Source organism: Rhodococcus sp. ACPA1 (assembly GCF_002300195.1).
In the GTDB taxonomy this organism is placed as follows: Bacteria; Actinomycetota; Actinomycetes; order Mycobacteriales; family Mycobacteriaceae; genus Rhodococcus_F; species Rhodococcus_F opacus.
This window is the reverse complement of record NZ_NSDX01000003.1, coordinates 258,615-280,409: the sequence shown is the minus strand read 5'-3', so window position 1 is coordinate 280,409 and position 21,795 is coordinate 258,615. Positions and strand designations below refer to the sequence as shown.

The window sequence follows — 21,795 nt, the reverse complement described above, 5'->3', positions numbered from 1 at the left end:
TAGAGGAGAATCATGGTTGAGAACTCGAACAGCACGAAGGCGCTCGAGGGCCTCCGTGTGATCGACGCAGCGTCGCTCGCCGCAGCGCCATTGGTGGCGACCTACCTGGCAGAGTTCGGCGCGGAAGTGGTCAAAATTGAAGAACCCCACGGTGGGGACGCACTTCGCGCATGGGGCGTCCGCAAGGACGGTATCGGCCTCATGTGGAAGAGCGTCGCACGCAACAAGAAGACTGCCACCGCCAACCTGCGTACCGCCGAAGGGCAACAGCTGATACGAGACCTGGCCGCCGAGGCCGACGTAATCATCTTCAATACAAGACCGAGCACACTCGAGAAGTGGGGACTCGACTACGAGTCGATGCGCCAAACTCACCCACATCTAATCTATCTACACATCACGGCGTTCGGCGAGGGTGGCCCCGACAGCGACCGTCCTGGCTTCGGAACCCTCGGCGAAGCAATGAGCGGTTTCGCGTACACCACCGGTGAAGCAGGAGGCCCGCCGACTCTCCCCTCCTTCATGCTCGCAGACGGTGTCGCCTCTCTCAACGCTGTCTATGCCACCATGATTGCGCTCTATCACCGCGACCTTCGAGGTGGAGGTGGGCAGAAGGTAGACGTAAACCTCGTCGAGCCCCTCGCGCGGCTGCTCGAGCAGTCCGTTCTCACTTACGATCAACTCGGAGTCGATACCACCCGCCAAGGCAATCGGTGGGCGATCACCGTCCCGCGCAATACCTATCGAACCAAAGATGACCGATGGATCGTCATGTCGGGCAGTGCACCCTCGATCGCACTGCGCGTCTACAAGGCGATCGGGCGTCCCGAACTGGTCGACGTACCGGAGTTCGCGGACCCGCAGATGCGTCTCGAACATGCTGACGAGATCGATGAAATGGTCGCGAACTGGGTAGAGGCCCGGACATTCGGTGAGGTCATGGAGACCTTCAGTCGCGAGCAGGTTGCTGTAGCACCGGTGTATAACGCGCAGCAGTTGCTCGACGATGAGCATCACGCGGCCCGTGGGACGTTTGTCCGCGTATCAGATTCCGACCTGGGCAGCATGCAGGTGCAAGGACCAGTACCTCGATTGTCGGCGACGCCGGGCAGGGTGGAGCACCTAGGGCGCGAGCTGGGAGCCGACACCGAGGTGATCTACACATCATGGCTGGGCTTTGATGGCGACGAGATCGCCAAACTCAAGGCGGCGGGAACGATCTAGTGTTCGTCGACACAGCATGAGTTCGGGTCGCCGCTGGCCGGCTACCGACATCACTCGGAGTCGTTGACATGCGTAGCAGCGCATCGATCGGTAGTGCGTTCGCGATCGTGCGCGGCACGGTTTCGCCACTTGGTAGTGTAATCGGTTCGGCGAGTTGCGATTCGATGGAAATTTGGACGAACCCGGCACGCCGTCGCAGATCCGTCTACGACGAGACGAAGTCACGAAGCTGGATGCCATTGGGCCGAGGTCCTCCGAAGGAGCGTGACGATCGACCGGATGCCGTGACGTCCATCCGGTCGGCGGCCAGCCGGGGTCGATCTACTCGACTATCTCACACGAAGGTGTCAGAAAATCCATGGAACGCCCGGCGGAAGTAAACTGTCGGAACCCGGGGGCCGAGTTGAGTATCTTCCACTCTTCCAATCAAAATGGTGTGGTCACCGCCGTCGGACTTTGCATGAGCCACGCATCTGAGGAGAACGCTCGCGTCAGGCAGGACCGGTATTCCGTGTCGGTCGGCCTGGAATGCGCCTCCTGCAAATTTGTCCGCACCTCGGGTTGCAAACCGACCCGCAATATCCTGCTGTTGATCATGGATGATGTGAACGTTCCAGCGCGATGCTTTCTCGAAGGCGGTGTGACATTGCGCGGTCTTGGCAAGGCAGGAGAGGACGAGGGGCGGATCCATTGATACCGAGCAAAACGACGACGCCGTGAATCCCCACCATTCTCCTCGGTCGTCCACCGTCGTCACGATCGTCACGCCACTCGGAAAGGAAGCCATTGCATCCTTGAAGAGCTTGACGTCGGCAATACTCGGATATGAGCCGAGATCAGACAATGCTCGCGAGTTCATGAGAGTCCTTCCAGCTTTGGGACTTTGATGTACGCGTTCGATCCGCAGGTACATCACAGAAGTGTCGAAGAATCTCCAATATATCAGAATGATCTGATATATTGGAGACTAATTCAGAATCGGTCGAATCAACGGCTCTCACGGCCTACGGGATGCAGCCAAACCCAGGCATGGATCTGAACCCCGGCCGCCACCGAGCTCGGCCGGACCCACTTGGGCCACACATCGCACACTGGCGCAACGAGCCACGCAACCTCAGCTGCCACCCGCGCCCCGGTCACGGATCCCTGCACCTTCCGAGGTCAGACACCGATTGCATATTTCGACCGATTGGTCTAATGTTGCCTCCGTCACACACGTTCAATTGCTATTCGTTGTTGCTCGACCCACTTCATCCCCGCATGGTCGTCGACCGGTCTATCCAAGAGAGTGACCGGCCTGTCCGAGAGAGTCAGTATCGATGTCTTCAGAAGTCAGCGACAGCGTTCGACCGCTACGACCACTTTCGGTCATCATCGGAATCCTTCTCTTCGCAGACATCGTCAGCGGATTCGAATCGACGATGATGTTCACCGCACTTCCGCGGTTGATGACGGCGTTCGACGCCTCTCCCGCTGATGTCAGCTGGGTGTTGACCGCGTTTCTGCTCACCGCCGCCGCCTCAGCGGCCGTATGCGGCAGACTCGGTGACATCTACGGGCGCCGCCGAATGCTGATCATCTTGCTGCTGATCTCGGCAATTGGGTCGATCATCAGCGTGTCAACAGGCACGCTCATCGGGGTTATCGTCGGTCGGGCGGTTCAAGGCGTGGCCGGAGGGATCCTGCCGTTGTGCTTTGGGCTCGCACGCGAGTACCTCCCGAAGGAACGCGTTCCAGTAGCAGTGGCCGTAATAGCGGGGAGCGCAATGCTCGCCGGTGCATCCGGAAACATCATCGCCGGCGCGCTGATCGACACATTGGATTGGCACTACATCTTCATCGCCGCCACAGGGGTCGCCCTCCTCGCGGCAGCGGCTTGTACAGCACTCCCCCGCTCGACGGTCGTCGCACAGGTCGCGCGCATCGACTGGATCGGCGCCGTACTGTTCGCACCGGCAATTGCCTTGGTGCTATTCGGCATCACCAACTCCAAGTCGTGGACCTGGATGGACAGCCGGACGATCGGTGCGATCCTCGCCGGAATCGCATTGTTCGGGCTGTGGGCTTGGTGGGAACTTCATATCGACTATCCGATGATCAACTTACGTCTGTTCTTCCATCGCAATCTCATGCTGACGATGTTTGCGACCGCCTTTCTTGCGGTCGGCACGATGGGTTCGACGGGTTTCCTTCTTCCGCTCATCATGCAGAATCCGACAACGGCGCCCGTGGGTCTGGGTCTCAGCCCTACCGCTGCAGGTGCGCTGGCCTTCTGCACGGCAATCTTGGGATTCCTGTTCTCACCTGTCAGCGGCTGGGTGTCTGCACGTGCTGGGTCTCGACGAGCGTTGATCATCGGCACCGTTTTCGCCATGCTCGGGGCGGTCGCCCTCTCGGTGCTTCACACGACCGTCGCAGGCATTATCGTCGCCGCGTTGTTCCTGACGATGGCCACATCATTCATCCTCTCGTCGTTGCCAAACCTCGTCGTCGAAGCCGTTCCGGCAGAGAACACCAGCGAAGCCACCGGCGTCAACGCAGTTGTCCGCCAGGCCTTCGCCGGAGTAGGAACCTCGATCTCCACGATGATTCTGAGCATGTCCGTTGTTCCGGGAACAAACTTCAGCACGGAAAGCGCCTTTCTGCAGGTTTTCGCTCTCATCGGCGTATGCAGTCTTGCCGCTCTACTTCTCGCGCTGCTCATTCGTACGCCCGCCCGCAAAGTTGTCGCGGAGAGACCGACTTCCTTGGCCCGACTGAACTGAAGGGGACGATGACGTTCCGCATTAGTGTGAAATGCGCGCCGAATCAGGCGAATCACAAACTCAGATCCGAGCGGACCACACAACAGTATCGGCCCGGGGTCGCGCGCTTTTTCCCGTCCACACCATGCAGAACAGGCTGCTGACTCATGCCGAGACCACAGGGGCACGGACCGAGTTACGAGATCAAACACCAAGAGATCATCGACAAGTCGGCCGCACTGTTCGCCAAGAAAGGGTATGCCGCTACCGGCATCGCGGAGATCGGTGAAGCCACCGGGATGGCGAGGGGTGCGTTGTATTACTACATAGGATCGAAGGAGAACCTTCTGATCGAGATTCAGAACCGAGTCATGCGCCCCCTCCTCGTCTCGGTTCGCCGGATCGCTGCTCTGGACGTGGATCCGGTGTTGCGCCTCCGGATGTTGTCACAAACTCTACTCGAGAACATCATGGCCAGGCTGGATCACGTCTGGGTCTACGAGCACGATTACAAGAGCCTGCGCGGTGCAAACCTCTCACGTCTGCTTCGCCAGCGTCGGGAGTTCGAGGCAATCGTCGAGGACCTGCTCAACGCCGCGATGGAGGATGGTTCGTTCCGCTTGCTCGACCCACGCCTGGCGATGCTGCAGTTCCTCAACATGCACAACCACACCTATCAGTGGGTGGAACCGGGCGGCGAGTGGGACGCAGAGACCCTCTCCCGCGAATACTGCGCCACCCTCGTCTCCGGATTCCGCACTCCCGAATATCTGGTGGACGACCTCGAGGATCGTATGCGGGATTACCTCTCCCAGAGGAAAACTGCTGTACCTACACCGTAAGGTGCGCCACCCTCCACACCCCGACCCAGGCGAACTCATCTGACGGCTCCCACGACGATGTGGCCGCGCCCTTCACTCAGTTCTGATCAGCAGAGATCCGCTCCAGGGGCGGTCGCATCATGCCGGACAATTCCAGGGAACGGTCACGTGCAACCGTCAGCGCTTGCTGGAACGTCCGTCGAATCGCGGATCGTTCGAAGACCTCCAACGCCGCGGCAGTCGTCCCTGCGGGCGATGTCACAGCTGCCCGTAGTTCGACCGGGTCGACGTCACCGACACCGAGCATCGCGGATGAGCCGGCCAAAGTTCCGATAACCAACCGGTCCGCCGTCACCCGGTCCAGCCCCAGTGACATCGCGGCGTCGATCATCATCTCCGCAACGAGGAACACGTATGCAGGACCCGATCCGGAGACTGCGGTGACAGCGTCGAGTTGATCCTCGGAAACGCGCAGTACTTCACCGACCGATCCCAGCACGGACTCGACAAGCCGCAGATCGTGTTCGGTTGCCGCGGCGCCAGGCGCGATCGCTGTGATCGCCGCACCCACTGTCATCGGCGTGTTCGGCATCGCGCGTATCACCGGCACCACGGAGGGAAGAAATTGCTCGATCCGATCGGTGGCCACCCCGGCCACCACCGACAGCACAATTGGGCGAATAGTCGATCCGTGCAACGCCGATCCGAGTCCGGTCAACACACCTTCGATCTGCTGCGGTTTCACCGCCACGACCAGAACGTCGCATTCGTCGGGAAGATCGCGCAGATCGGCCACACGTACCCCGTGCCGATGCGCGACCTCGAAAGTTCTCTCCACGCTGCGGCCGATGACGGTGATCGAATCGGCGGGCATCCCCGCTCGACACAGTCCTGCTACGAGCGCCTCTCCCAACCGGCCGACACCTATCACGGTAACTCTCACCCACCAATGCTCCCACGACATGGGCTGTCCCACAAAATGTCTCGGGCGCGACTGTATAGACGTTCGCCAACGGTCAGGTACCCGCCCCACCAGGTCGACAACCGGGGTGAGCACTCGCAGTGCCCGCGGTAATTCGGAAACGCCGAACCTTGCCAACGCTGGTACGTGGGAGTTCATCAATGACGTGCCACGATCGCGGCCTCGCTGCGGGGGTCAAGTTGTTGGCCGCCCATTGCGCCAGGACATCGACCTCTGGTGGTTGTGTGCTGTCCCGCGGCACCACGTAGGCCACAGGAACATGATCGCGGATGGGGTCCGGTTGCGCGATCACGGCGGCCTCCAACACTCCCGGCGCTTGCGCGAGCACTGACTCCACCTCGGTCAGACTGACATTTTCGCCAGATACCTTGATGACGTCGTCGGCACGTCCCACGAAGCGGTACATGCCACTGTCCGGATCGGCGACGACGAGGTCGCCGGTGTCGAACCAGCTCGTGCCGTCCGGAAGATCGGTGAAGGCTCGGTTCGTCGTCTCCGGGTCGTCCAGATAGCACTGAAAGAGATCAGAACCTCGGATTCCCCGTACGCGCAGCTTTCCCTGCGTGCCGGGTGGACTCGGTAGGCCATCTCGGGCATCGACAACGTCCACCACACGACTGCCTATCGGTTGTCCGATGACGTCATGACGCAACGGGACGCTGGTGTCGCTCGTCACCGCGGCAACCGTCTCCGTCATGCCGTAGAGCTGGCGAGGACGGCAACCCACAAGCTCGCCGAATTGCTCGTAGTGCCCACGGCCGAGGCTCTGGGCGAACCATACATGTTCGAGATGCAGCGGCGGACGATCGATGTCGCATCGAGCGAGAATCATGCGAATGGGTGCGGCGAACAGACTGGCGTGGGTGGCACTCAGTTCGTGTGCTTGGTGAACCCACCGCGAGGCCGAGAAGGTTTGGGTCAGGGCAACACTCGCTCCGGTCACGATGGCAGGGGCGAAGCAGTAGTACTGAGCGTTGGCATGGAAGAGCGGCAGTGCCACCAGCCAGCGGTGCTCTGGACGGAGACCGACGGCAGCTGCCATGGTTTCTCCAACCGTGCTGTAGTTCTCCTGGCTGAGGACTACGCCCTTCGGCTCAGAAGTCGTGCCTGACGTAAACATCACCGCGAGCCGATCGGACAGTGCTACGTCACCGGCCGCCACGGTGACGGGTGAGTCAGCGACAAGTGGCCCGCCAGGGGCTACGTCGGCGGTCGTTTCGGTCATCGCGAGAATTGCTGGGACCATTCCCTGTGCCCCGCCCCAGTACGTCTCCGCCCGGGATTGGGCGCAGACCCCTACCGTGGGTTGGGTCCGTCGAATCTGGCTGGCGATATCGCGCGCCGCAGAGGCGGGGTCAACCGGCACCAGGAAGGCACCGAGTCGGGCTGTTGCGAGCCAGAGCGCCACGAACGCGGGACTGTTTCGCAGGGCGACGTGTACCGCGGACCCCCGCCGGACCCCGTGCCGGAAGAGCGTGCCCGCGGTCCCAGCAATGATCTGGTCGAAGTCTCGGTAGGTATACGTCGTTGTGCCGGTGTCGTCGTGAAACACCAGGAACGGTTGGTCGCCGTGCGCGGCGACGGCAGTATCCCAGTGCTCGTTGAACGTTCTGCGGTAGCTTTGGCCCCTCATGATTTGGCTCCGGTCAGTCGGTTACTCGCAAGCGGCATAGAAGGCCCGGCGCCGGCGATGCCCGTCGGCGAATTCAGCAGTTTGCCATCGAGATCCACAACACCCGCCTCAGTCCAGGTACGACGGATCGGAGCGGTCGAGCTTGCGTAGCAGAGACGGCCACTCGCGATCGTTGGAAGTGCCGAGATCGTTTAGCCACTGCCGGACGGTCAGTTCGACTACCTCCGTTGGAGGAATGATCAGGGGCCGGCCGGCGGACAGTGCGAGTAGCTGGGTCCGAGCGGACTTGTCCAGGTAATAGGTTTCGGTGAACGCATGCCCCACACTGCGGCCAACCGTGAGGGTGCCGTGGTTGCGCAGGATCAGACCAATATTGTCACCGAGGTCGGTGATGAATCGCTGCTGCTCGTCCGCGCTGAGGGCAATGCCTTCGTAGTCGTGATATCCGAGACGACCGTGGAAGCGCATCGCGTGCTGGGTCAGCGGCAGCAGTCCGTCCTCCAAGGTGGACAGGGCCATGCCCGCTTCGGTGTGTAGATGCATCACGCACTCGGCATCTTCCCGCGCGCCGTGGATCGCACCGTGGATGACGAAGCCAGCGGCGTTTGGCCGGTGCGGGCTGTCACCGATGACGTTGCCGTCGAGGTCGATCTTGACCAGGCTCGAGGCGGTGACCTCGTCGAAGCCGAGGCCGAGAGGATTCACAAGGAAATGATGTTCCGGCCCCGGGACGCGCGCTGAGATGTGGGTGTAGATCAGGTCGTCCCAGCCGAATAGTGCACAGAGTCGATAAGCGGCGGCCAAGTCACGGCGGACGGCGAGCTCTGCATCCGAGATCGGGCCGGCGTCTTCCCTTCGAGTGACTGGCAATTCGAAGGTGGAGTACTCCGGATTTGGTGACAGTAGACATTGGCTCTCTTCTTTTCGGGAGGTCTGCCCGCTTGGAATAGAACTGAACGTACAGTTCATATAAGTGCTCTTATTGTCGGAGGCGGATGGCTCGATGTCAACACCCGACAGAAGGAGAACAGCGATCGAGGCGCGCAGGAGCACGCGGACAGACGGCTTCGACGCAGTTCCTCTGCACCGGAGCCGGCCGTGGACCGCCGTGTATCAGACGGCCGCTCAGGGCTGCGCGAGCAAAATAGGCAATCTACGACTGGCCGTCTACCGGTGACGGGCGGACAATTGAACTGAACTGTACGTTCAGACAATGCAGTGAGGTGCCTCAATGCCAACTCCGACAGAAGCCGAGTCGACCAAACCTGGGACCAAGCGCCCACGGCGAACCCAGAACGGTCCGCGTGCCGAATCAGCGATCCTCGACGCGGCCTATGAGCTGCTACTGGAGCAGGGCCTGGAGGCCGCGACAGTCGAGGCCATCGCCGCGAAAGCCGGCGTCAGCAAGGTAACCGTCTACAAGTGGTGGCCGAACCGAGCCGCGGTCATAATGTCGGCGTTTCTTCGCGAATCGGGTGACATGTTGCCGTACCCGGACGACTTCCAGCTCGATCAGCTCGAGGACCGGCTGCTGCAGATGGCCGAGTCCTTCCGCGGCGCCACAGGCACCGCCATGGCCGCCCTCATCGCCGCGGGACAGTTCGATCCAGAGATTGCCCAAGCCTTCCGCGAGGGCTACATCAACGAACGACGACGCCACGGGTTGGATATTGTGCGCGCAGCCATCGCCGCCGGACAGATCCGACCTGCCGACCCTGACGTCGTACTCGACTTGCTCTATGCACCCCTCTATTTCCGCCTTGTCGTCGGCCACAGGCCGCTCGATGACGATGCCGTCCGTGAACACGTCCGCCTCGTGTTGGCGGGCCTCGAACCTGGGTGAAGAGAATAGGCAGCACTTCCGCATCTGCCCGCGAACGCCCTGTGCGATCCAGGTCCTGCCGGCAGACGCAGGCACCGACCGGCAAATCCCCACTGCCGGAGCGGTGCCCCCGGCCGGAGCGAAGCGAGATGCCTCCGCTCACTGACACGTCGGACCCTTCCAGATTCCCCACGGCCGCTCTAGCGGAAGTTTCGACCGGACGGTACATTAAACCTACCGAGCGAAGCACATCGCGGAGGCGCTGTCCTGAAATCCATGAGCCCGAGCACGGAAGAGGTGACGTGCAAGCCCGATAGCGTGTGGTTCGCCACCTCCCAGGTCGGAAAGAGCCTCTGTCGAAAAATGAGCGATGAGATGCGGACGCCGCTATGGATATGACCGATGAAGTCAACATGCGCGCCGGCTGAGTCCGCAGCGAAGGAGGGAAACGCTAATGCGTCTAGAGGACAGGGTCGCAGTCATCACCGGCGCGGGTTCGGGCATCGGAAAGGCCATGACACATCGATTCGCCAGTGAAGGGGCGAAGGTCGTCTGCGTAAGCATCAGCCGCAATGGCATCGACGTCGCCGACGAGATCGGTGCCGCGGCGGTCGGAGTTCAAGCAGATGTCAGCGAGGAAGCGGATGTTCGGCGCTTCATCGCGACGGCCGAGGAAGAATTCGGCCGGATCGACATCCTTGTGAACAACGCGGGATTTGGCGGCGGGCTGATGCCACTGCACGAGCAGACCACCGAGAATTGGGACCGTGTTCATGGAGTAAACCTCAGAGGGGTCTTCTTCTGTATGAAGTACGGCATCCTCTCCATGCGTGAGTCCGGCGGCGGATCCATTGTCAATATTTCATCGGCAACGGCGGTCGTCGGCTGGAAGCATCACGGCGTGTACAGCGCGGCGAAGGCGGGCGTCAACCAGCTCACGAAGGCCGCCGCACTCGACTACGCCGACGACAACATCCGGGTGAATGCAGTGTGCCCCGGCACGATCTGGACGGGCCTTGTGCCGCACGCCCGACTGTTCCCAACTCCGCCGCCAGGCACATCCCGAGTCGCCGGAATCCCTATGGATCGTTGGGGTCTATCTGATGAGATCGCCTCTGCAGCATTGTTCTTGGCAAGCGATGAATCCTCCTACATGACCGGCGTTGTGATGCCAGTGGACGGCGGCTACTCGGTGGGGTTCTCAGGTATGGGCGCAGAGAAGACCGGCCAGTCCAGTGCGTGAGACATGACATACGACGTGATCGTGACTCCAGAACTGGCCCGCAGAAGTACCTTCGATCCTCCACCCGTAGCCGGCCTCTCGACAATGTATCCGCTGACGTCGAAGGCTATTCGTGACCCGTCCGGCGAGACAGGCTGAGAGCCGCCCTCGTGACAGTCCCCACTCATCCGGTTCGAGAACGACGACCTCGAGGAGCCTGCCTCCGCGGGTGGAGGCAGGCTCCGAGCCGTCCAGTGACAGCGCGGAGTAGTTTCATACCGTCGCACAGCGACCATGGGCGAGACGAGGTCGAACACCACGGTAGACGCTGCAACACAGGCGATCTCGGAATGATCGAAGGCCGGAGCCACCTCGACGACGTCGGACCGCCGCTTCGCTAGATCCAGGTGCGCGACCGTGCTACCGGGTAGCCATGGTTTCTCGGCACCGGGGTAGGTGGATCCGACGATCAGCGACGCCGTGGTGGCGTTGTCAGACCCTCATGTATCGCATCCGCAAGGTCGAGGGATCGTCCGACCGAGAAGGCGCCCACCGCTGACAATCTCAGGCCGACACCGAGAAGACGTCGGCCAGGTGGGTGATTCGCAGGGCACGCGCGAGCTTCGGGCGATCGCTGCCGTCGGCGATATTCTCACCCTGCGCGCCGAGATGTGCGATGACCTCGGCAGCCCAGGCCACATCGCTCTGTAGCGGGGACAGTTCGCGATTGACGATCGGTGTGTGGCCGACGTGCATGCAGAGCTTGCCGGTCATGCCCATCGACCTGGTGACGGCCAAGGCCTCGGACAGATCGGGTTCGCCGGTCAGGCACGGGCCGTCGACGGGACCGGGGAGGCCGGCCGCACGACTGGCGACGACGAGCCGTCCCCGCGCGTAGGCCAGCGCGTCGGGTTCGGCGCCCGCATCGGTGTCCCGACGGAAGTCTCCGGTGCCGAATGCAATTCGGGTCGTGGCGTCGGCAGAGGCGATGTCGAAGGCGAATTCGACGCCACGCGCCGATTCGACCAGGGCGAGGATCGGGATGTGGGGCAGCTCCGCAGCCGTGCGATCGATGTGGTCCGCGGATTCGGTCTTGGCGAGCATCACGCCACTCAGTCCCGGGAGCCCCCGGATCGCGTCCAGATCAGCGGTCCAGTCCGCGGTGGTGACGTCGTTGATGCGCACCCACCCGGTGCCCCCACCGGCGAGGAAACGCCTGACGGCTTCGCGGGCTTGTGTTTTCGAGGACGGAACGACACCGTCCTCGAGGTCGAAGATCACCGCGTCTGCCGCCGAGTTCGCGGCTGCGGCGAACCCGTCCGGACGTGAGCCCGCGACCAGGAGCCAGGAGCGCGCATGTGTCGCGGGGACCATGGCGGCTTGTGCCGACGATGTGAGGGTCATCCGATTCTCGTTTCCTCTCGATGTGTATTTCTCCTCGGGCGAGGACGCGCTGTCCTGCATTCGAGGTGCTGGGTGTGATGCGTCGATCAGTGCGCGGCGACACCGGTGAGATGGTCGAGTGCGGAGAATTCGCGGTCCACCGTGGGTGCGGTGAGCAGGCCGGCGAGTCTACGGGGGGACAGGATGTCGTCGACCTGCGCGCGGGTGAGCAGACCGTCGTCGACGGCGAGGTCGCCGACGTAGGCGCCGGTCGCCAGGGCCCTCTTGGCGATATCCGCGCTGGCGGCATATCCGATGAACGGCGAGAGCGCGGTGACGATGCCGATCGAGCGCCGAACACCCTGCTCGAGGCGGTCGCGGTTGGCGGTGATCCCGTCGACGCACTTCACAGCCAGGGCGTCCGATGCCGCGGCCAGGTGCGTCGTCGAGCGCAGCAAACTGTAGACGATGACGGGTTCGAACGCGTTGAGCTGGAGTTGCCCACCCTCGGCGGCCATCGTGACCGTCAGATCGTTGCCGATCACCTCGAACGCGACCTGATTGACCATTTCGGGGATGACCGGGTTGACCTTGCCGGGCATGATCGACGAACCCGCTTGGGCCGGAGGCAGATTGATCTCACCGAGCCCGGCGGTCGGCCCGGAGGAAGTGAGCCGCAGATCGTTGCACGTCTTGGACAACTTCACGGCGACGCGTTTGAGGATGCCGGAGACCTGCACGAATGCTCCGCAGTCCTGGGTTGCCTCGATCAGATTGCCCGCCGGGACGACCGGTTCACCGGTCAGCTCGCGCAGGTAGTTGCAGGCGAGCGCGGAGTACTCGGGATGGCCGTTGATCCCGGTGCCGATGGCGGTGCCGCCGAGGTTCGATTCCAACAGCAGAAGCGCCCCCTCGGAGAGCCGGGCGCAGTCCTCGTTCAGCATGATCGAGTAGGCGGCGAACTCCTGCCCCAGGGTCATCGGAACCGCGTCCTGCAGCTGGGTACGACCCATTTTGACGATGTCGTCGAATTCGATCGACTTGCGCTCGAATGACTCCGCGAGCCGACCGAGCGAGGCGATCAACAGTCGGAGATGTTCGACCAGCGCGAGTTTGATCGCGGTCGGATACACATCGTTGGTGGACTGCCCCAGGTTCACGTGAGTGAGGGGGTCGAGCTCGGTGTAGGCACCGCGTCCGAACCCCAGGATCTCGAGTGCGCGGTTCGCGATGACCTCGTTGACGTTCATGTTCGACGAGGTGCCCGCGCCACCCTGGATCGGATCGATCGGAAACTGGTCGAGAAGTGCCCCATTGCGAATCTCCGTGCACGCGGCCACAATCGCGTCGGCCCGCCGGTCATCGAGGAGACCCAGGTCCCGGTTGGCCAGGCAGGCAGCCTGTTTCACCGTCGCCAACGCCGCGACCAGTGCCGGGTACTGACCGATGGTGGACCCGGTGATCGCAAAATTCTCCATCGCCCGGGCGGTGTGGACGCCGTAGTACGCCGCCGCCGGTACCGCCAGATCTCCGATCGAGTCGTGCTCGATCCGCACATCGCTGTCGCTCAACTTTTCCACCAACACCTATTTCGCCGTTCTACTTGACAGGGCCTATGACGTCGATCACTGTTGTCGCACAGTACACCACATCCAATATATCGGAGCTGCTGAATGACGACATCCCCCGCCATCCCTGCCGACTCGGCGACAGCACCCGAGGGCGCCGATACGTCTCGCACACCACGCAGGTGGTGGAAGTTCTGGAAGCTGCCGATCGGTGTGCAGTCACTGATCGCCGTCGGCGTCGGCGCACTCATCGGCACGTTCGCCCCCGCCGTCGGCGAGCAGCTCAAACTGGCCGGCGACGTGTTCCTCAACCTGGTTCAGATGATCGTCGTCCCCCTGGTCTTCCCGCTCATCGTGCTCGGCATCGCGCGCATGGATTCGGCGAAGAAGGTCGGGCGCATGGCCGCCAAGGCGATCCTGTACTTCGAGGTCGTCACCACGATCATCCTGCTGATGGCCGTCGCGCTGGCGAAGCTGCTCGACATCGGTTCCGGCGCCCCCGTCGCCGGCGCCGACGAAGCCTCCGTCGAGACCCTCGAGCAGGGCATCGACTTCCACGAACTACTCCTGCACGCTGTCCCGAAGAACGTCTTCGCCGCCTTCGCGGAGGGGAACCTGCTGGCAGTGATCGTGTTCGCCGGATTCGTCGGCGTGGCACTCGCCGCGATCGGTGAGCAGTCGAAGCCGATGACGGCCGTGCTCGACTCGCTCGCCAACGCGATGTTCAAGGTGGTCGGCTACGTCATTCGCCTCGCGCCCCTCGGGGTGCTGGGTTTCATCAGCTACGACGTCGCGCACTACGGGTTCGGGAACCTGTCGAGCCTGCTCGGCTTCCTCGCCGTCGTCTACGTCGGGATGGCGATCATCCTCGGCATCATCTTTCCGATCATCGCCGCGATCTTCCGCGTCGAGTACGTCACCATGCTCAAGGCCATCGGAAATCTGGTCGGACTTGCGTTCGTCACCCGCAGCTCCGAGGCAGTGCTCGCGCCCCTGCTGCTCAAGCTCGAGGGGCTCGGCGTCAGCCGCTCGACGACCTCGTTCGTCGTGCCGCTCGGCTACTCGTTCAACACCGACGGCTCCGTCCTCTACCAGGCAGTCGCCCTGGTCTTCCTCGCCAACGCCTACGGCGTCGACACCTCGATCCCCACCCTGCTGCTGATGGTCGGCGTGCTGGTCATCTTGTCCAAGGGCATGGCCGGCGTTGCCTCCGCTTCGATCGTGGTGCTCATCGCCGCAGGTAACACCATCGGCCTTCCGGCAGAAGCCGTCGCACTCCTGCTGGGGGTGGACTTCATCGCCGACATGGCCCGCACCGCGGTCAACGTCGTCGGAAACTCCCTCGCCGCGTCGGTGATCGACAAGTCCGAGGAGAAGGCCGAGGCGAAGGCCGCTCGGTCCGCCGCAACACCTGCCGCCGAACTCGGCGACAAGGTTCTCGCCGGGCGACGCAGCGCGGATGGGTAGTCGGGGCCCGGACCATGAACAGTCGACGAAGACACACTCGGTATCGTCGCGACAAGGCACCCGGCACTCACCCACGCGGGCCCCAGGAGCGTGCGGCGTGCAGAGTACAGTATCCAGTATGTTGCGTGATAATCCGGTGGAGCGCCCCCGCATGAGCGACGTCGCGTTCGAGCGGATCTGCGACGCGATCGTCACCGGTGAGCTCGCGCCCGGATCCAAGGTCAAGGACAGCGAGCTGGCCGAACATCTGGGCCTGAGCCGCACCCCGGTGCGCGAGGCTCTGACACGGCTGATCGACACCGGACTCGTCGAGGCCAAACCCGCCGCCTTCACCCGGATCACCCCGCTGAACCGGGCCGATGTCGAGGCGACGCTGGCGGTGATGGAGGTCTTGGATCAACTGGCCGTGAAAACGGGCGTGCCCAACCTCACCGACGACATGATCGACGTGATGCGCACCGCCAACGACGACCTCGCGCAGGCGATCAGGACCGACAACATCGGTGCCGCCCTCGCTGCGGACGACACCTTCCACTGCGTCATCGTCGACGCTGCCGGCAACCCACTGCTCAAGCGCCTCATGCACCAGGTGCACCCGCAGATCCACCGGATCTACTACCGCAAGTTCTCCAGCCTCCGCGGCTGGCAGGACGCCATCGAACACCACGACAACCTGATCACACTGTGCGCGGCCCGGGACGAAGCAGCGGCCGCCGAAATATCGTCACAACACCGACGATTCCTCGGCGGCCTGATCGGCGAACTCTTCGACATCGACGAGTCGACCTCCGCCACGTCGTAACCAGCTGCTACCCCCGGCCGCCGCGGCTTGCTCGGTGATCACCGCGGCGGCCGGGGGGAGCATCGTGTCGGCGGGACCGTCGGTTCGACGGTCAATACATACGTACGTATGGTTTTCTCGCCTACGACAACCGCACCTTGACCGGCACGGATTCCCACGACCGCAGCGTGTTGTTGAGGTGCCGGTGCACCGGCCCGGCGATCTCCAATGAGTCCACTCGGGATGCCAGTGCCGTCAGCAGTGCCTCCGATTCGAGCCGGGCGACGTGCTGGCCGACGCACTGGTGAATTCCCATCCCGTACCCCACGTGCCCGGACGGGTTGCGGCCCAGGTCGAACGCGTCCGGGTTCTCCCACCTGCGGGGGTCCCGATTCGCGGCGCCGAGCAACATCAGGATCTTCCTGCCGTCCGGGATGGTCGTACCGCCGATCTCGGTGTCGCGGGTGGCGGTGCGGAAGAACGTCTGGACCGGCGACTCCCACCGGACCGCCTCGTCGAATGCGGTCCGGGCCAGCGTGCGGTTCTCCCGCAGCCTCACCCACTGCTCCGGATGCGTCGCGAACGCGTAGAGCACGGCCGCGAGTCCGTTGACCGTGGTGTCCACCCCGGCCGTCAGCAGCGAGCGCACGACGAGCGGCGCCTGCTCGTACGTGATGTCACCGCGGTCCGCCGCCGCCCAGATCTGCGCACCGAACCCGTCGCCGGTGAGCGCCTCACGGGCGCATTGCCCGTTCACCCAGCCCACCAGTTCGGCCACCCGCGGCGCCCCCTTCTCCACCAGACTGTTGACGGGACCGAACGCGTTGAATGCGTGGTCCCCGTAGGGCAGCAGGTTCTCGCGTCCGGCGTCGGAAATGCCGACGGCATCCGGGAAGACCCGCAGCGGGAAGGCGGCGGCGAGGTCGGTGACCGCGTCGAATTCAGTTGTGTTCGCGAGCAACTGGTCGACGAGAACCTCCGCGTCCTGGAACCACGACACCCTGAGCTCCTGCAGCGCGCGGGGGCCGAGAATCTTGCTCAGCACCGCCCGTGGAGCGTCGTGGTGCGGCGGGTCGGCCTCGAGCAGGACACTCGGGGGACGCCACGGGGTCTCGTCCCGGAAGTTGCTCAGGCCGACCCCGGCGGCGGATTGGAACGACTGCCAGTCGGTCAGCGCGGCATGGACCTGCTCGTAGCGGCCCAGCGCGAAGACGTCGTATCGCCGCAGGTACACGACGGGTCCGGCGTCCCGCAGTTCGGCCTGGAACGGTAACGGGTCCTGCAGGACGTCGAGGGCGAACGGGTCGGCGTCGCTGACGGGCAACGCGGGAGCGGGGGCGAACATCGTCACGGTGAGTCCCTTCGGGGTGGGGGTGTCAGAGGTCGAGCACGAGGCGGTCGGAGCAGGACCGGGAGACGCAGATGAGCATGCAGTCGCCGGCGGACCGCTCCTCGTCGTCGAGGACGGAATCGCGGTGGTCGGGGGCGCCGGCGAGGACGGTGGTCTCACAGGTCCCGCACGTGCCCTCGCGGCACGAGGACAGGACGTTGACCCCGGCCGCCTGCACGGCGTCGAGGACGCTGGCGCCGGGTGTCACCGTGACCGCGAGGCCGGAGCGCGCGAGTTCGACCTCGAACGGTTCGTCGCGCAGCGGCGCGCCGCGGTCCTCCGGGACGAAGCGTTCCGTCCTCAGCGTGCCGACGGGCCAGTCCGCGCAACACTTTTCGACGGCGGAGAGCAGTGGCCCGGGCCCGCACACGTAGACCTTCGCGTCGTCGTCGGCGGCGGCGAGATGCGCCGACAGGTCGAGGTGGCCCCGCTCGTCCCGCGGCACGACGGACACCCGATCGCCGTAGGCGGCGAGTTCGTCCCGGAACGCCATGGACGTGCGGGTGCGGCCGCCGTACAGAAGCTGCCAGTCGATGCCCATCAGTTCCGCCTGGCGGACCATCGGGAGCAGCGGGGTGATCCCGATACCACCCGCGATGAACAAGTACTCCGGTGCGGGGACGAGCGGGAAGTTGTTGCGCGGACCGCCGATCCCGACGAGGTCACCCTCCGCGAGTGCGTCGTGGACGTACGCCGAACCGCCCCGGCCCGCCGGTTCCCGCAGCACTCCGACGCGGTAGCTGTACGCGTCCCACCGGTCGCCGCACAGCGAGTACTGCCGCGTCAGCCCGTTCGGGAGCAGCAGGTCGATGTGGGCCCCCGGGGCCCAGTCCGGGAGGCGCCGCCCGTCGGGGTGACGCAGGGTCAGTGCGACAACACCGTCCGCGACAAGCTCTTTGGCGACAACTCGCAGCGCCGCGTCCGCTGGCGCACCGGAACAAACCGGGTTCTGTGGCATCTCGACTCCTCGATCTCGCGTTTGTTCGAGGATCTTCCGAGCCGGGGGTGAGCCGCCAGATCATTTTCAATAGTTGAAAGTCGAGATGTTACCGGGGTCACTCGACTAGGCTGCCCGCCCGGACGCCGCCGAGGCTGAGTTATCAGGTGTGCGCCCTCCGGCTGATGTCTTTGTCGACGGCGGTGGCGATGTCGTGGACGAGCCGGGAGTGCCAGAGTTTGTGTGCTTCGAGGTCCGCGGTGAGCGCGTGGCAGTCCGGGCATTCCCGGGGGCTGGGTTGCGAGGTGCTTTCCATGATGCTGCGCTTTCTGGGAGAAGTGGTTCCGATTCCACCGTGGCACGGGCGAGGCGGATAGTCCACCGCGCACAGCGTCACAGACATTGGTCGGCCGCCCGCGCAATTGCGCCGGATTCCGGCAGATCCGTGAGCGTCTGCCACCGGGGCTTGCCTCATTTCGGCGCCGCCGCCATCACCCGGGTGATGCCCTTCGCCGCGGCCTGCAGCGCGGGGATCTGCGCGTACGCCTTCTCGTCGTTCGGCACGATGACCGACAGCGCGGCGGCCACCTTGCCGCTGCCGTCCCGCACCGGGACCGCGACGCCCGTGGTGTCCGGGTAGAGGTGGCCGGCGCAGAGGATGTAGCCGTGCCGACGCACGTCGGCCAGGACACCTCGCAGCTGTCGTGCGGTGCGAATCGTGTTGTCGGTGTATACCTTCAACGGCTCGCTCAGGATGCGCTCCTGAAGCTCCGACGGTCCGTGCGCGAGCAGGACCAGCCCGGACGAAGACACGTGGAGCGGCATCCGGCCCGCGATGCGCGTGTAGTTGACCACGGCACCCGGTGCCGTGAGCCGCTCGATGAACAACACCTCGTCACCTTCGAGGACACCGAGCTGAGTGTGCTGCCCGACGACGGCGTGCAGGTCCTCCATGAACGGCATCGCCGCTTCCCTGAGCCCGAGTGTCGGGGACGCCCGCGACGCCACCTCCCACAGGCGGACCCCGATCCGCACCTTCCGATCCTCACGCTCGAGCCAGCCGCACCCCACCAGTTCGTCGATCAACCGGGACGTCGTGGAGATGTGGAGACCGGACCGTCGCGCGATCTCGGACACCGTGAGCAGCGAATCGTCCGAACGGAACGATTCGACTATCCGCACCGTCCGGGCCAGGACGGACTCGCCGGTGTGCACACGTGCCATGCCTTCAGTGTGCACACCGGCCGGCGCTCACCGCAGGTCGCGCCGCCGGAACGCCGCCACGCCCACCACGAGCAGCACGACCGTGATCAGGAGCAGCCACACGATCGGCGTCGCCTCGAACTGCCCACCCGGCAGCTTCGGGGCGTGGCTGAACGGCTCCAGATTCAGCACCGCCTGCGGGAACTGCGCGATCGACCCGACCATGAAGATCAGGAGGAACGCGACGAGCACACCCCACGCCACCGGCGTGAACCGCGGGACCACACCGAACAGCAGGACCGTCACGCCGGCGAGCATCCAGATCGCGGGAAGTTGCACGAGCGCCGCCCCGATCACGTCGGGCAGGGCTCCCCCCACGTCGCCGATGGATGCGCCGTACGTGAGTCCGGCGGCCACTCCGGCCACGATCATCGCGACCGCAGGTCCGAGCAACGCGAACAGGATGTGGCTCGACGCCCACCGGACGCGGCCGACGGAACCGGCCGTCACGGGTTCGAGGCGCTGGGCGTTCTCCTCGGAGTACAGCCGCAACGACGCGGAGATCGCGTAGGCCGCGGCGGCGACCGCGAGCATCGTGAACGCGTAGCCGATGAACGATTCCTCCAGCGACTGCGAACCGCCCATCCGGGTGATGATGTCCCGGATCGTCTGGCTGTCGCCGACCTGGCCACCGATCCCCTTCGCGGCGCTGCCGATCAGCAGGCCGTACAGTCCGAGCCCGGCGGTCCAGGCCGCGAGCGTCCCGCGGTGCATCCGCCACGCCAGTCCCAGAGTTCCGGCGAGCGCCGGCGACGCGTCCGTGGGGCCGGGGCGTTCGGCGATCAGACCGGCGCCGACATCACGTCGACGCAGGAGAGCGTATGCCGCCCAGGTGAGTACGACTGCCATGACGAGACTGGGGACGACGACCCACCAGCGTTCGTCGGCATACGGACGGATCTGCAGATCCCAGCCGAGCGGTGACAACCACGACAGGGTGCCGGACCCGGCGTCACCGACCGCGCGCAGCGCGAACGCGACCCCGAGCACCGTCAACGCGACGCCGCGTGCGACGCGGGCGCCGGTGCTCACCTGCGCCGCAACGGCGGCGACCGCAGTGAACACCAGACCGGAGCAGGCCAGTGACGTTCCGAAGGCGACCGAACCGCCCGCCGGAAGGTCGCGGGCGAGCAACGCTGCCGCACACAGGATCCCGGTGACGACGGACGCGCCGCCGGCGAGGAGCAGCGCCGCGGTCAGGCCCGAGTACCGTCCGACGGAGGTGGAGTCGAGAAGCTCCGCACGGCCGGTCTCCTCCTCCGCGCGGGTGTGCCGGATGACCGTCAGGATCACCACCAGCCCGATCAGCGTGTAGTAGATACCAGCCTTCCAGACCCCCACCGAGCCGAGGCTGGAGTTGAAGATCGGCCCGTACATGGCGATCTGCGCGGGGCTGGCCGCCGTGGTGGCCGCGAACTCCGCCAGCTGAGCGTCGGAGGTGTAGATGTCGGCGATGCTCGCGACGTACAGCGCGGGTGCGAACGCGAAGATCAGGATCCACAGCGGCAGCGCGATCCGATCCCGGCGCAGGAACAACCGCAGAAAGTGCAGTGTCCCCTTGAAATCCGAGGAAGACACCGGCGCCGGCTCCACCGGCCGGTACCGGGACACCGTTGCGGTACTCATGCCCGCACCTTCTCCACCGTGTCGGACGACGTCGTACCGTCGTCGATCTCGTAGTGCCGCAGGAAGAGTTCTTCGAGGGTCGGCGGCTGACTGACGAGGCTGCGTACCCCGGTGTCGCCGAGCACCCGGATGAGTTCGCCGAGATGTTCGCTGTCGACCTGGCAGTGCAGCGTCGACCCGTCGAACTCGATGTCCGCCACGCCGTCGATGCGGCTCAGATCGCCGGGGTCACCGAGAAGTTCGGCGGTGATCGACGTACGGCTGAGATGCCGCATCGACGCCAGTGTCCCGGATTCGACCGTCCGACCCGCCCGGATGATGGTGACCCGCTCGCACAGCGCCTCCACCTCGGACAGGATGTGACTGGACAGCAGCACCGTCACACCGCGGTCGCGGGCCTCGGCGACACACTCACGGAAAACCTGTTCCATCAACGGATCCAGACCCGACGTCGGTTCGTCGAGCAGCAGCAGGCGCGCATCGGACGAGAACGCCGACACCAATGCCACCTTCTGACGATTGCCCTTCGAATACGCCCGCCCCTTCTTCCGCGGGTCGAGGTCGAAGCGTTCGATCAGATCCTGCTTGCGGGTCTCGTCCAGTCCGCCGCGCATCCGCGCGAGGAGGTCGATGGTCTCGCCGCCGGACAACGACGGCCACAGGGTCACGTCCCCGGGGACGTACGCCATGTCGAGGTGCAGGGCGACGGCGTCGCGCCACGGATCGCGACCGAACACGGTGGCCTCACCGCTGTCGGAGTGCAGGCTGCCGAGGAGGACGCGGATGGTGGTGGATTTACCGGCGCCGTTCGGCCCGAGGAACCCGTGCACCTCCCCTTCGCCGACCTCGAGGTCGAGTCCGTCCAACGCCCGGGTTCGTCCGAACGTCTTCACCAGGTTGCGCACTTCGATGATCGCACTCATAGCTGCTGC

19 protein-coding genes are annotated in these 21,795 nt (G+C 64.4%); 7 read left to right on the top strand and 12 right to left on the bottom strand.

Features of this window, described 5'->3' with window-relative positions; translation table 11 throughout:
- Positions 1-12: 12 nt before the first annotated feature.
- Positions 13-1,224 (top strand): CaiB/BaiF CoA-transferase family protein, encoded by a 1,212-nt coding sequence (locus CJ177_RS11840; RefSeq protein ID WP_061045591.1) that lies wholly within the window; start codon positions 13-15, stop codon positions 1,222-1,224.
- 334 nt (positions 1,225-1,558) lie between these two features.
- Here the strand turns inward: CJ177_RS11840 and CJ177_RS11835 are convergent, their stop codons facing one another.
- Complete coding sequence (locus tag CJ177_RS11835) at positions 1,559-2,083, bottom strand: flavin reductase family protein (RefSeq protein ID WP_095867816.1); 525 nt, start codon at positions 2,081-2,083, stop codon at positions 1,559-1,561.
- 460 nt (positions 2,084-2,543) lie between these two features.
- Between CJ177_RS11835 and CJ177_RS11830 the strand changes: the two genes are divergently transcribed.
- Both CJ177_RS11830 and CJ177_RS11825 read left to right on the top strand, forming a co-directional pair.
- Positions 2,544-3,989: an MFS transporter gene (locus tag CJ177_RS11830; RefSeq protein ID WP_061045592.1), complete on the top strand. Its 1,446-nt coding sequence runs from the start codon at positions 2,544-2,546 to the stop codon at positions 3,987-3,989.
- Positions 3,990-4,135: 146 nt separating this feature from the next.
- Entirely contained in the window at positions 4,136-4,810 is a 675-nt protein-coding gene (locus CJ177_RS11825) for a TetR/AcrR family transcriptional regulator (protein WP_095867815.1), read from the top strand.
- A 76-nt stretch (positions 4,811-4,886) separates the two neighbouring features.
- Here the strand turns inward: CJ177_RS11825 and proC are convergent, their stop codons facing one another.
- From proC to CJ177_RS11810, 3 genes are all read right to left on the bottom strand, one after another.
- A complete protein-coding gene (proC, locus tag CJ177_RS11820; protein ID WP_061045621.1) occupies positions 4,887-5,753 on the bottom strand; it encodes a pyrroline-5-carboxylate reductase in 867 nt (288 codons plus the stop codon).
- A gap of 52 nt (positions 5,754-5,805) precedes the next feature.
- Complete coding sequence (locus CJ177_RS11815; protein WP_095867814.1) at positions 5,806-7,404, bottom strand: class I adenylate-forming enzyme family protein; 1,599 nt, start codon at positions 7,402-7,404, stop codon at positions 5,806-5,808.
- 108 nt (positions 7,405-7,512) lie between these two features.
- Positions 7,513-8,457 carry a class II aldolase/adducin family protein gene (locus CJ177_RS11810; RefSeq protein ID WP_257014490.1) on the bottom strand — a complete coding sequence of 315 codons (945 nt, stop codon included), beginning with the start codon at positions 8,455-8,457 and terminating at the stop codon, positions 7,513-7,515.
- Positions 8,458-8,635: 178 nt separating this feature from the next.
- On the opposite strand from CJ177_RS11810, the gene CJ177_RS11805 reads away from it, so the two are divergent.
- Both CJ177_RS11805 and CJ177_RS11800 read left to right on the top strand, forming a co-directional pair.
- A complete protein-coding gene (locus tag CJ177_RS11805; RefSeq protein ID WP_063819698.1) occupies positions 8,636-9,247 on the top strand; it encodes a TetR/AcrR family transcriptional regulator in 612 nt (203 codons plus the stop codon).
- Positions 9,248-9,680: 433 nt separating this feature from the next.
- The gene (locus CJ177_RS11800) at positions 9,681-10,469 is read left to right on the top strand and encodes an SDR family NAD(P)-dependent oxidoreductase (RefSeq protein ID WP_095867812.1); all 789 of its coding nucleotides are present in this window, start codon (positions 9,681-9,683) and stop codon (positions 10,467-10,469) included.
- A gap of 543 nt (positions 10,470-11,012) precedes the next feature.
- On the opposite strand, the gene CJ177_RS11790 is transcribed toward CJ177_RS11800, so the two are convergent.
- Both CJ177_RS11790 and CJ177_RS11785 read right to left on the bottom strand, forming a co-directional pair.
- Complete coding sequence (locus CJ177_RS11790) at positions 11,013-11,852, bottom strand: CoA ester lyase (RefSeq protein ID WP_095867811.1); 840 nt, start codon at positions 11,850-11,852, stop codon at positions 11,013-11,015.
- A gap of 86 nt (positions 11,853-11,938) precedes the next feature.
- Positions 11,939-13,387, bottom strand: a complete 1,449-nt coding sequence (locus CJ177_RS11785) for an aspartate ammonia-lyase (RefSeq protein WP_005250518.1) — start codon at positions 13,385-13,387, stop codon at positions 11,939-11,941.
- Positions 13,388-13,504: 117 nt separating this feature from the next.
- Between CJ177_RS11785 and CJ177_RS11780 the strand changes: the two genes are divergently transcribed.
- Positions 13,505-14,866, top strand: coding sequence for a dicarboxylate/amino acid:cation symporter (locus CJ177_RS11780; protein ID WP_095867810.1), 1,362 nt, complete (start codon positions 13,505-13,507; stop codon positions 14,864-14,866).
- 151 nt (positions 14,867-15,017) lie between these two features.
- Positions 15,018-15,668, top strand: coding sequence for a GntR family transcriptional regulator (locus tag CJ177_RS11775; RefSeq protein WP_095867809.1), 651 nt, complete (start codon positions 15,018-15,020; stop codon positions 15,666-15,668).
- 121 nt (positions 15,669-15,789) lie between these two features.
- On the opposite strand, the gene CJ177_RS11770 is transcribed toward CJ177_RS11775, so the two are convergent.
- From CJ177_RS11770 to CJ177_RS11750, 6 genes are all read right to left on the bottom strand, one after another.
- Positions 15,790-16,992, bottom strand: coding sequence for a cytochrome P450 (locus CJ177_RS11770; protein WP_179443240.1), 1,203 nt, complete (start codon positions 16,990-16,992; stop codon positions 15,790-15,792).
- 31 nt (positions 16,993-17,023) lie between these two features.
- Positions 17,024-17,995 (bottom strand): PDR/VanB family oxidoreductase, encoded by a 972-nt coding sequence (locus CJ177_RS11765; RefSeq protein ID WP_095867807.1) that lies wholly within the window; start codon positions 17,993-17,995, stop codon positions 17,024-17,026.
- A gap of 142 nt (positions 17,996-18,137) precedes the next feature.
- A complete protein-coding gene (locus CJ177_RS47380) occupies positions 18,138-18,290 on the bottom strand; it encodes a hypothetical protein (RefSeq protein WP_005256569.1) in 153 nt (50 codons plus the stop codon).
- A gap of 155 nt (positions 18,291-18,445) precedes the next feature.
- Positions 18,446-19,198, bottom strand: a complete 753-nt coding sequence (locus CJ177_RS11760; RefSeq protein WP_025433400.1) for an IclR family transcriptional regulator — start codon at positions 19,196-19,198, stop codon at positions 18,446-18,448.
- 27 nt (positions 19,199-19,225) lie between these two features.
- Entirely contained in the window at positions 19,226-20,863 is a 1,638-nt protein-coding gene (locus CJ177_RS11755; RefSeq protein WP_095867806.1) for an ABC transporter permease, read from the bottom strand.
- On the bottom strand, positions 20,860-21,786 hold the full coding sequence (locus tag CJ177_RS11750) for an ABC transporter ATP-binding protein (protein ID WP_005250502.1): 927 nt from the start codon (positions 21,784-21,786) through the stop codon (positions 20,860-20,862). The genes CJ177_RS11755 and CJ177_RS11750 overlap by 4 nt, the downstream gene beginning before the upstream one ends.
- Positions 21,787-21,795 lie beyond the last annotated feature (9 nt).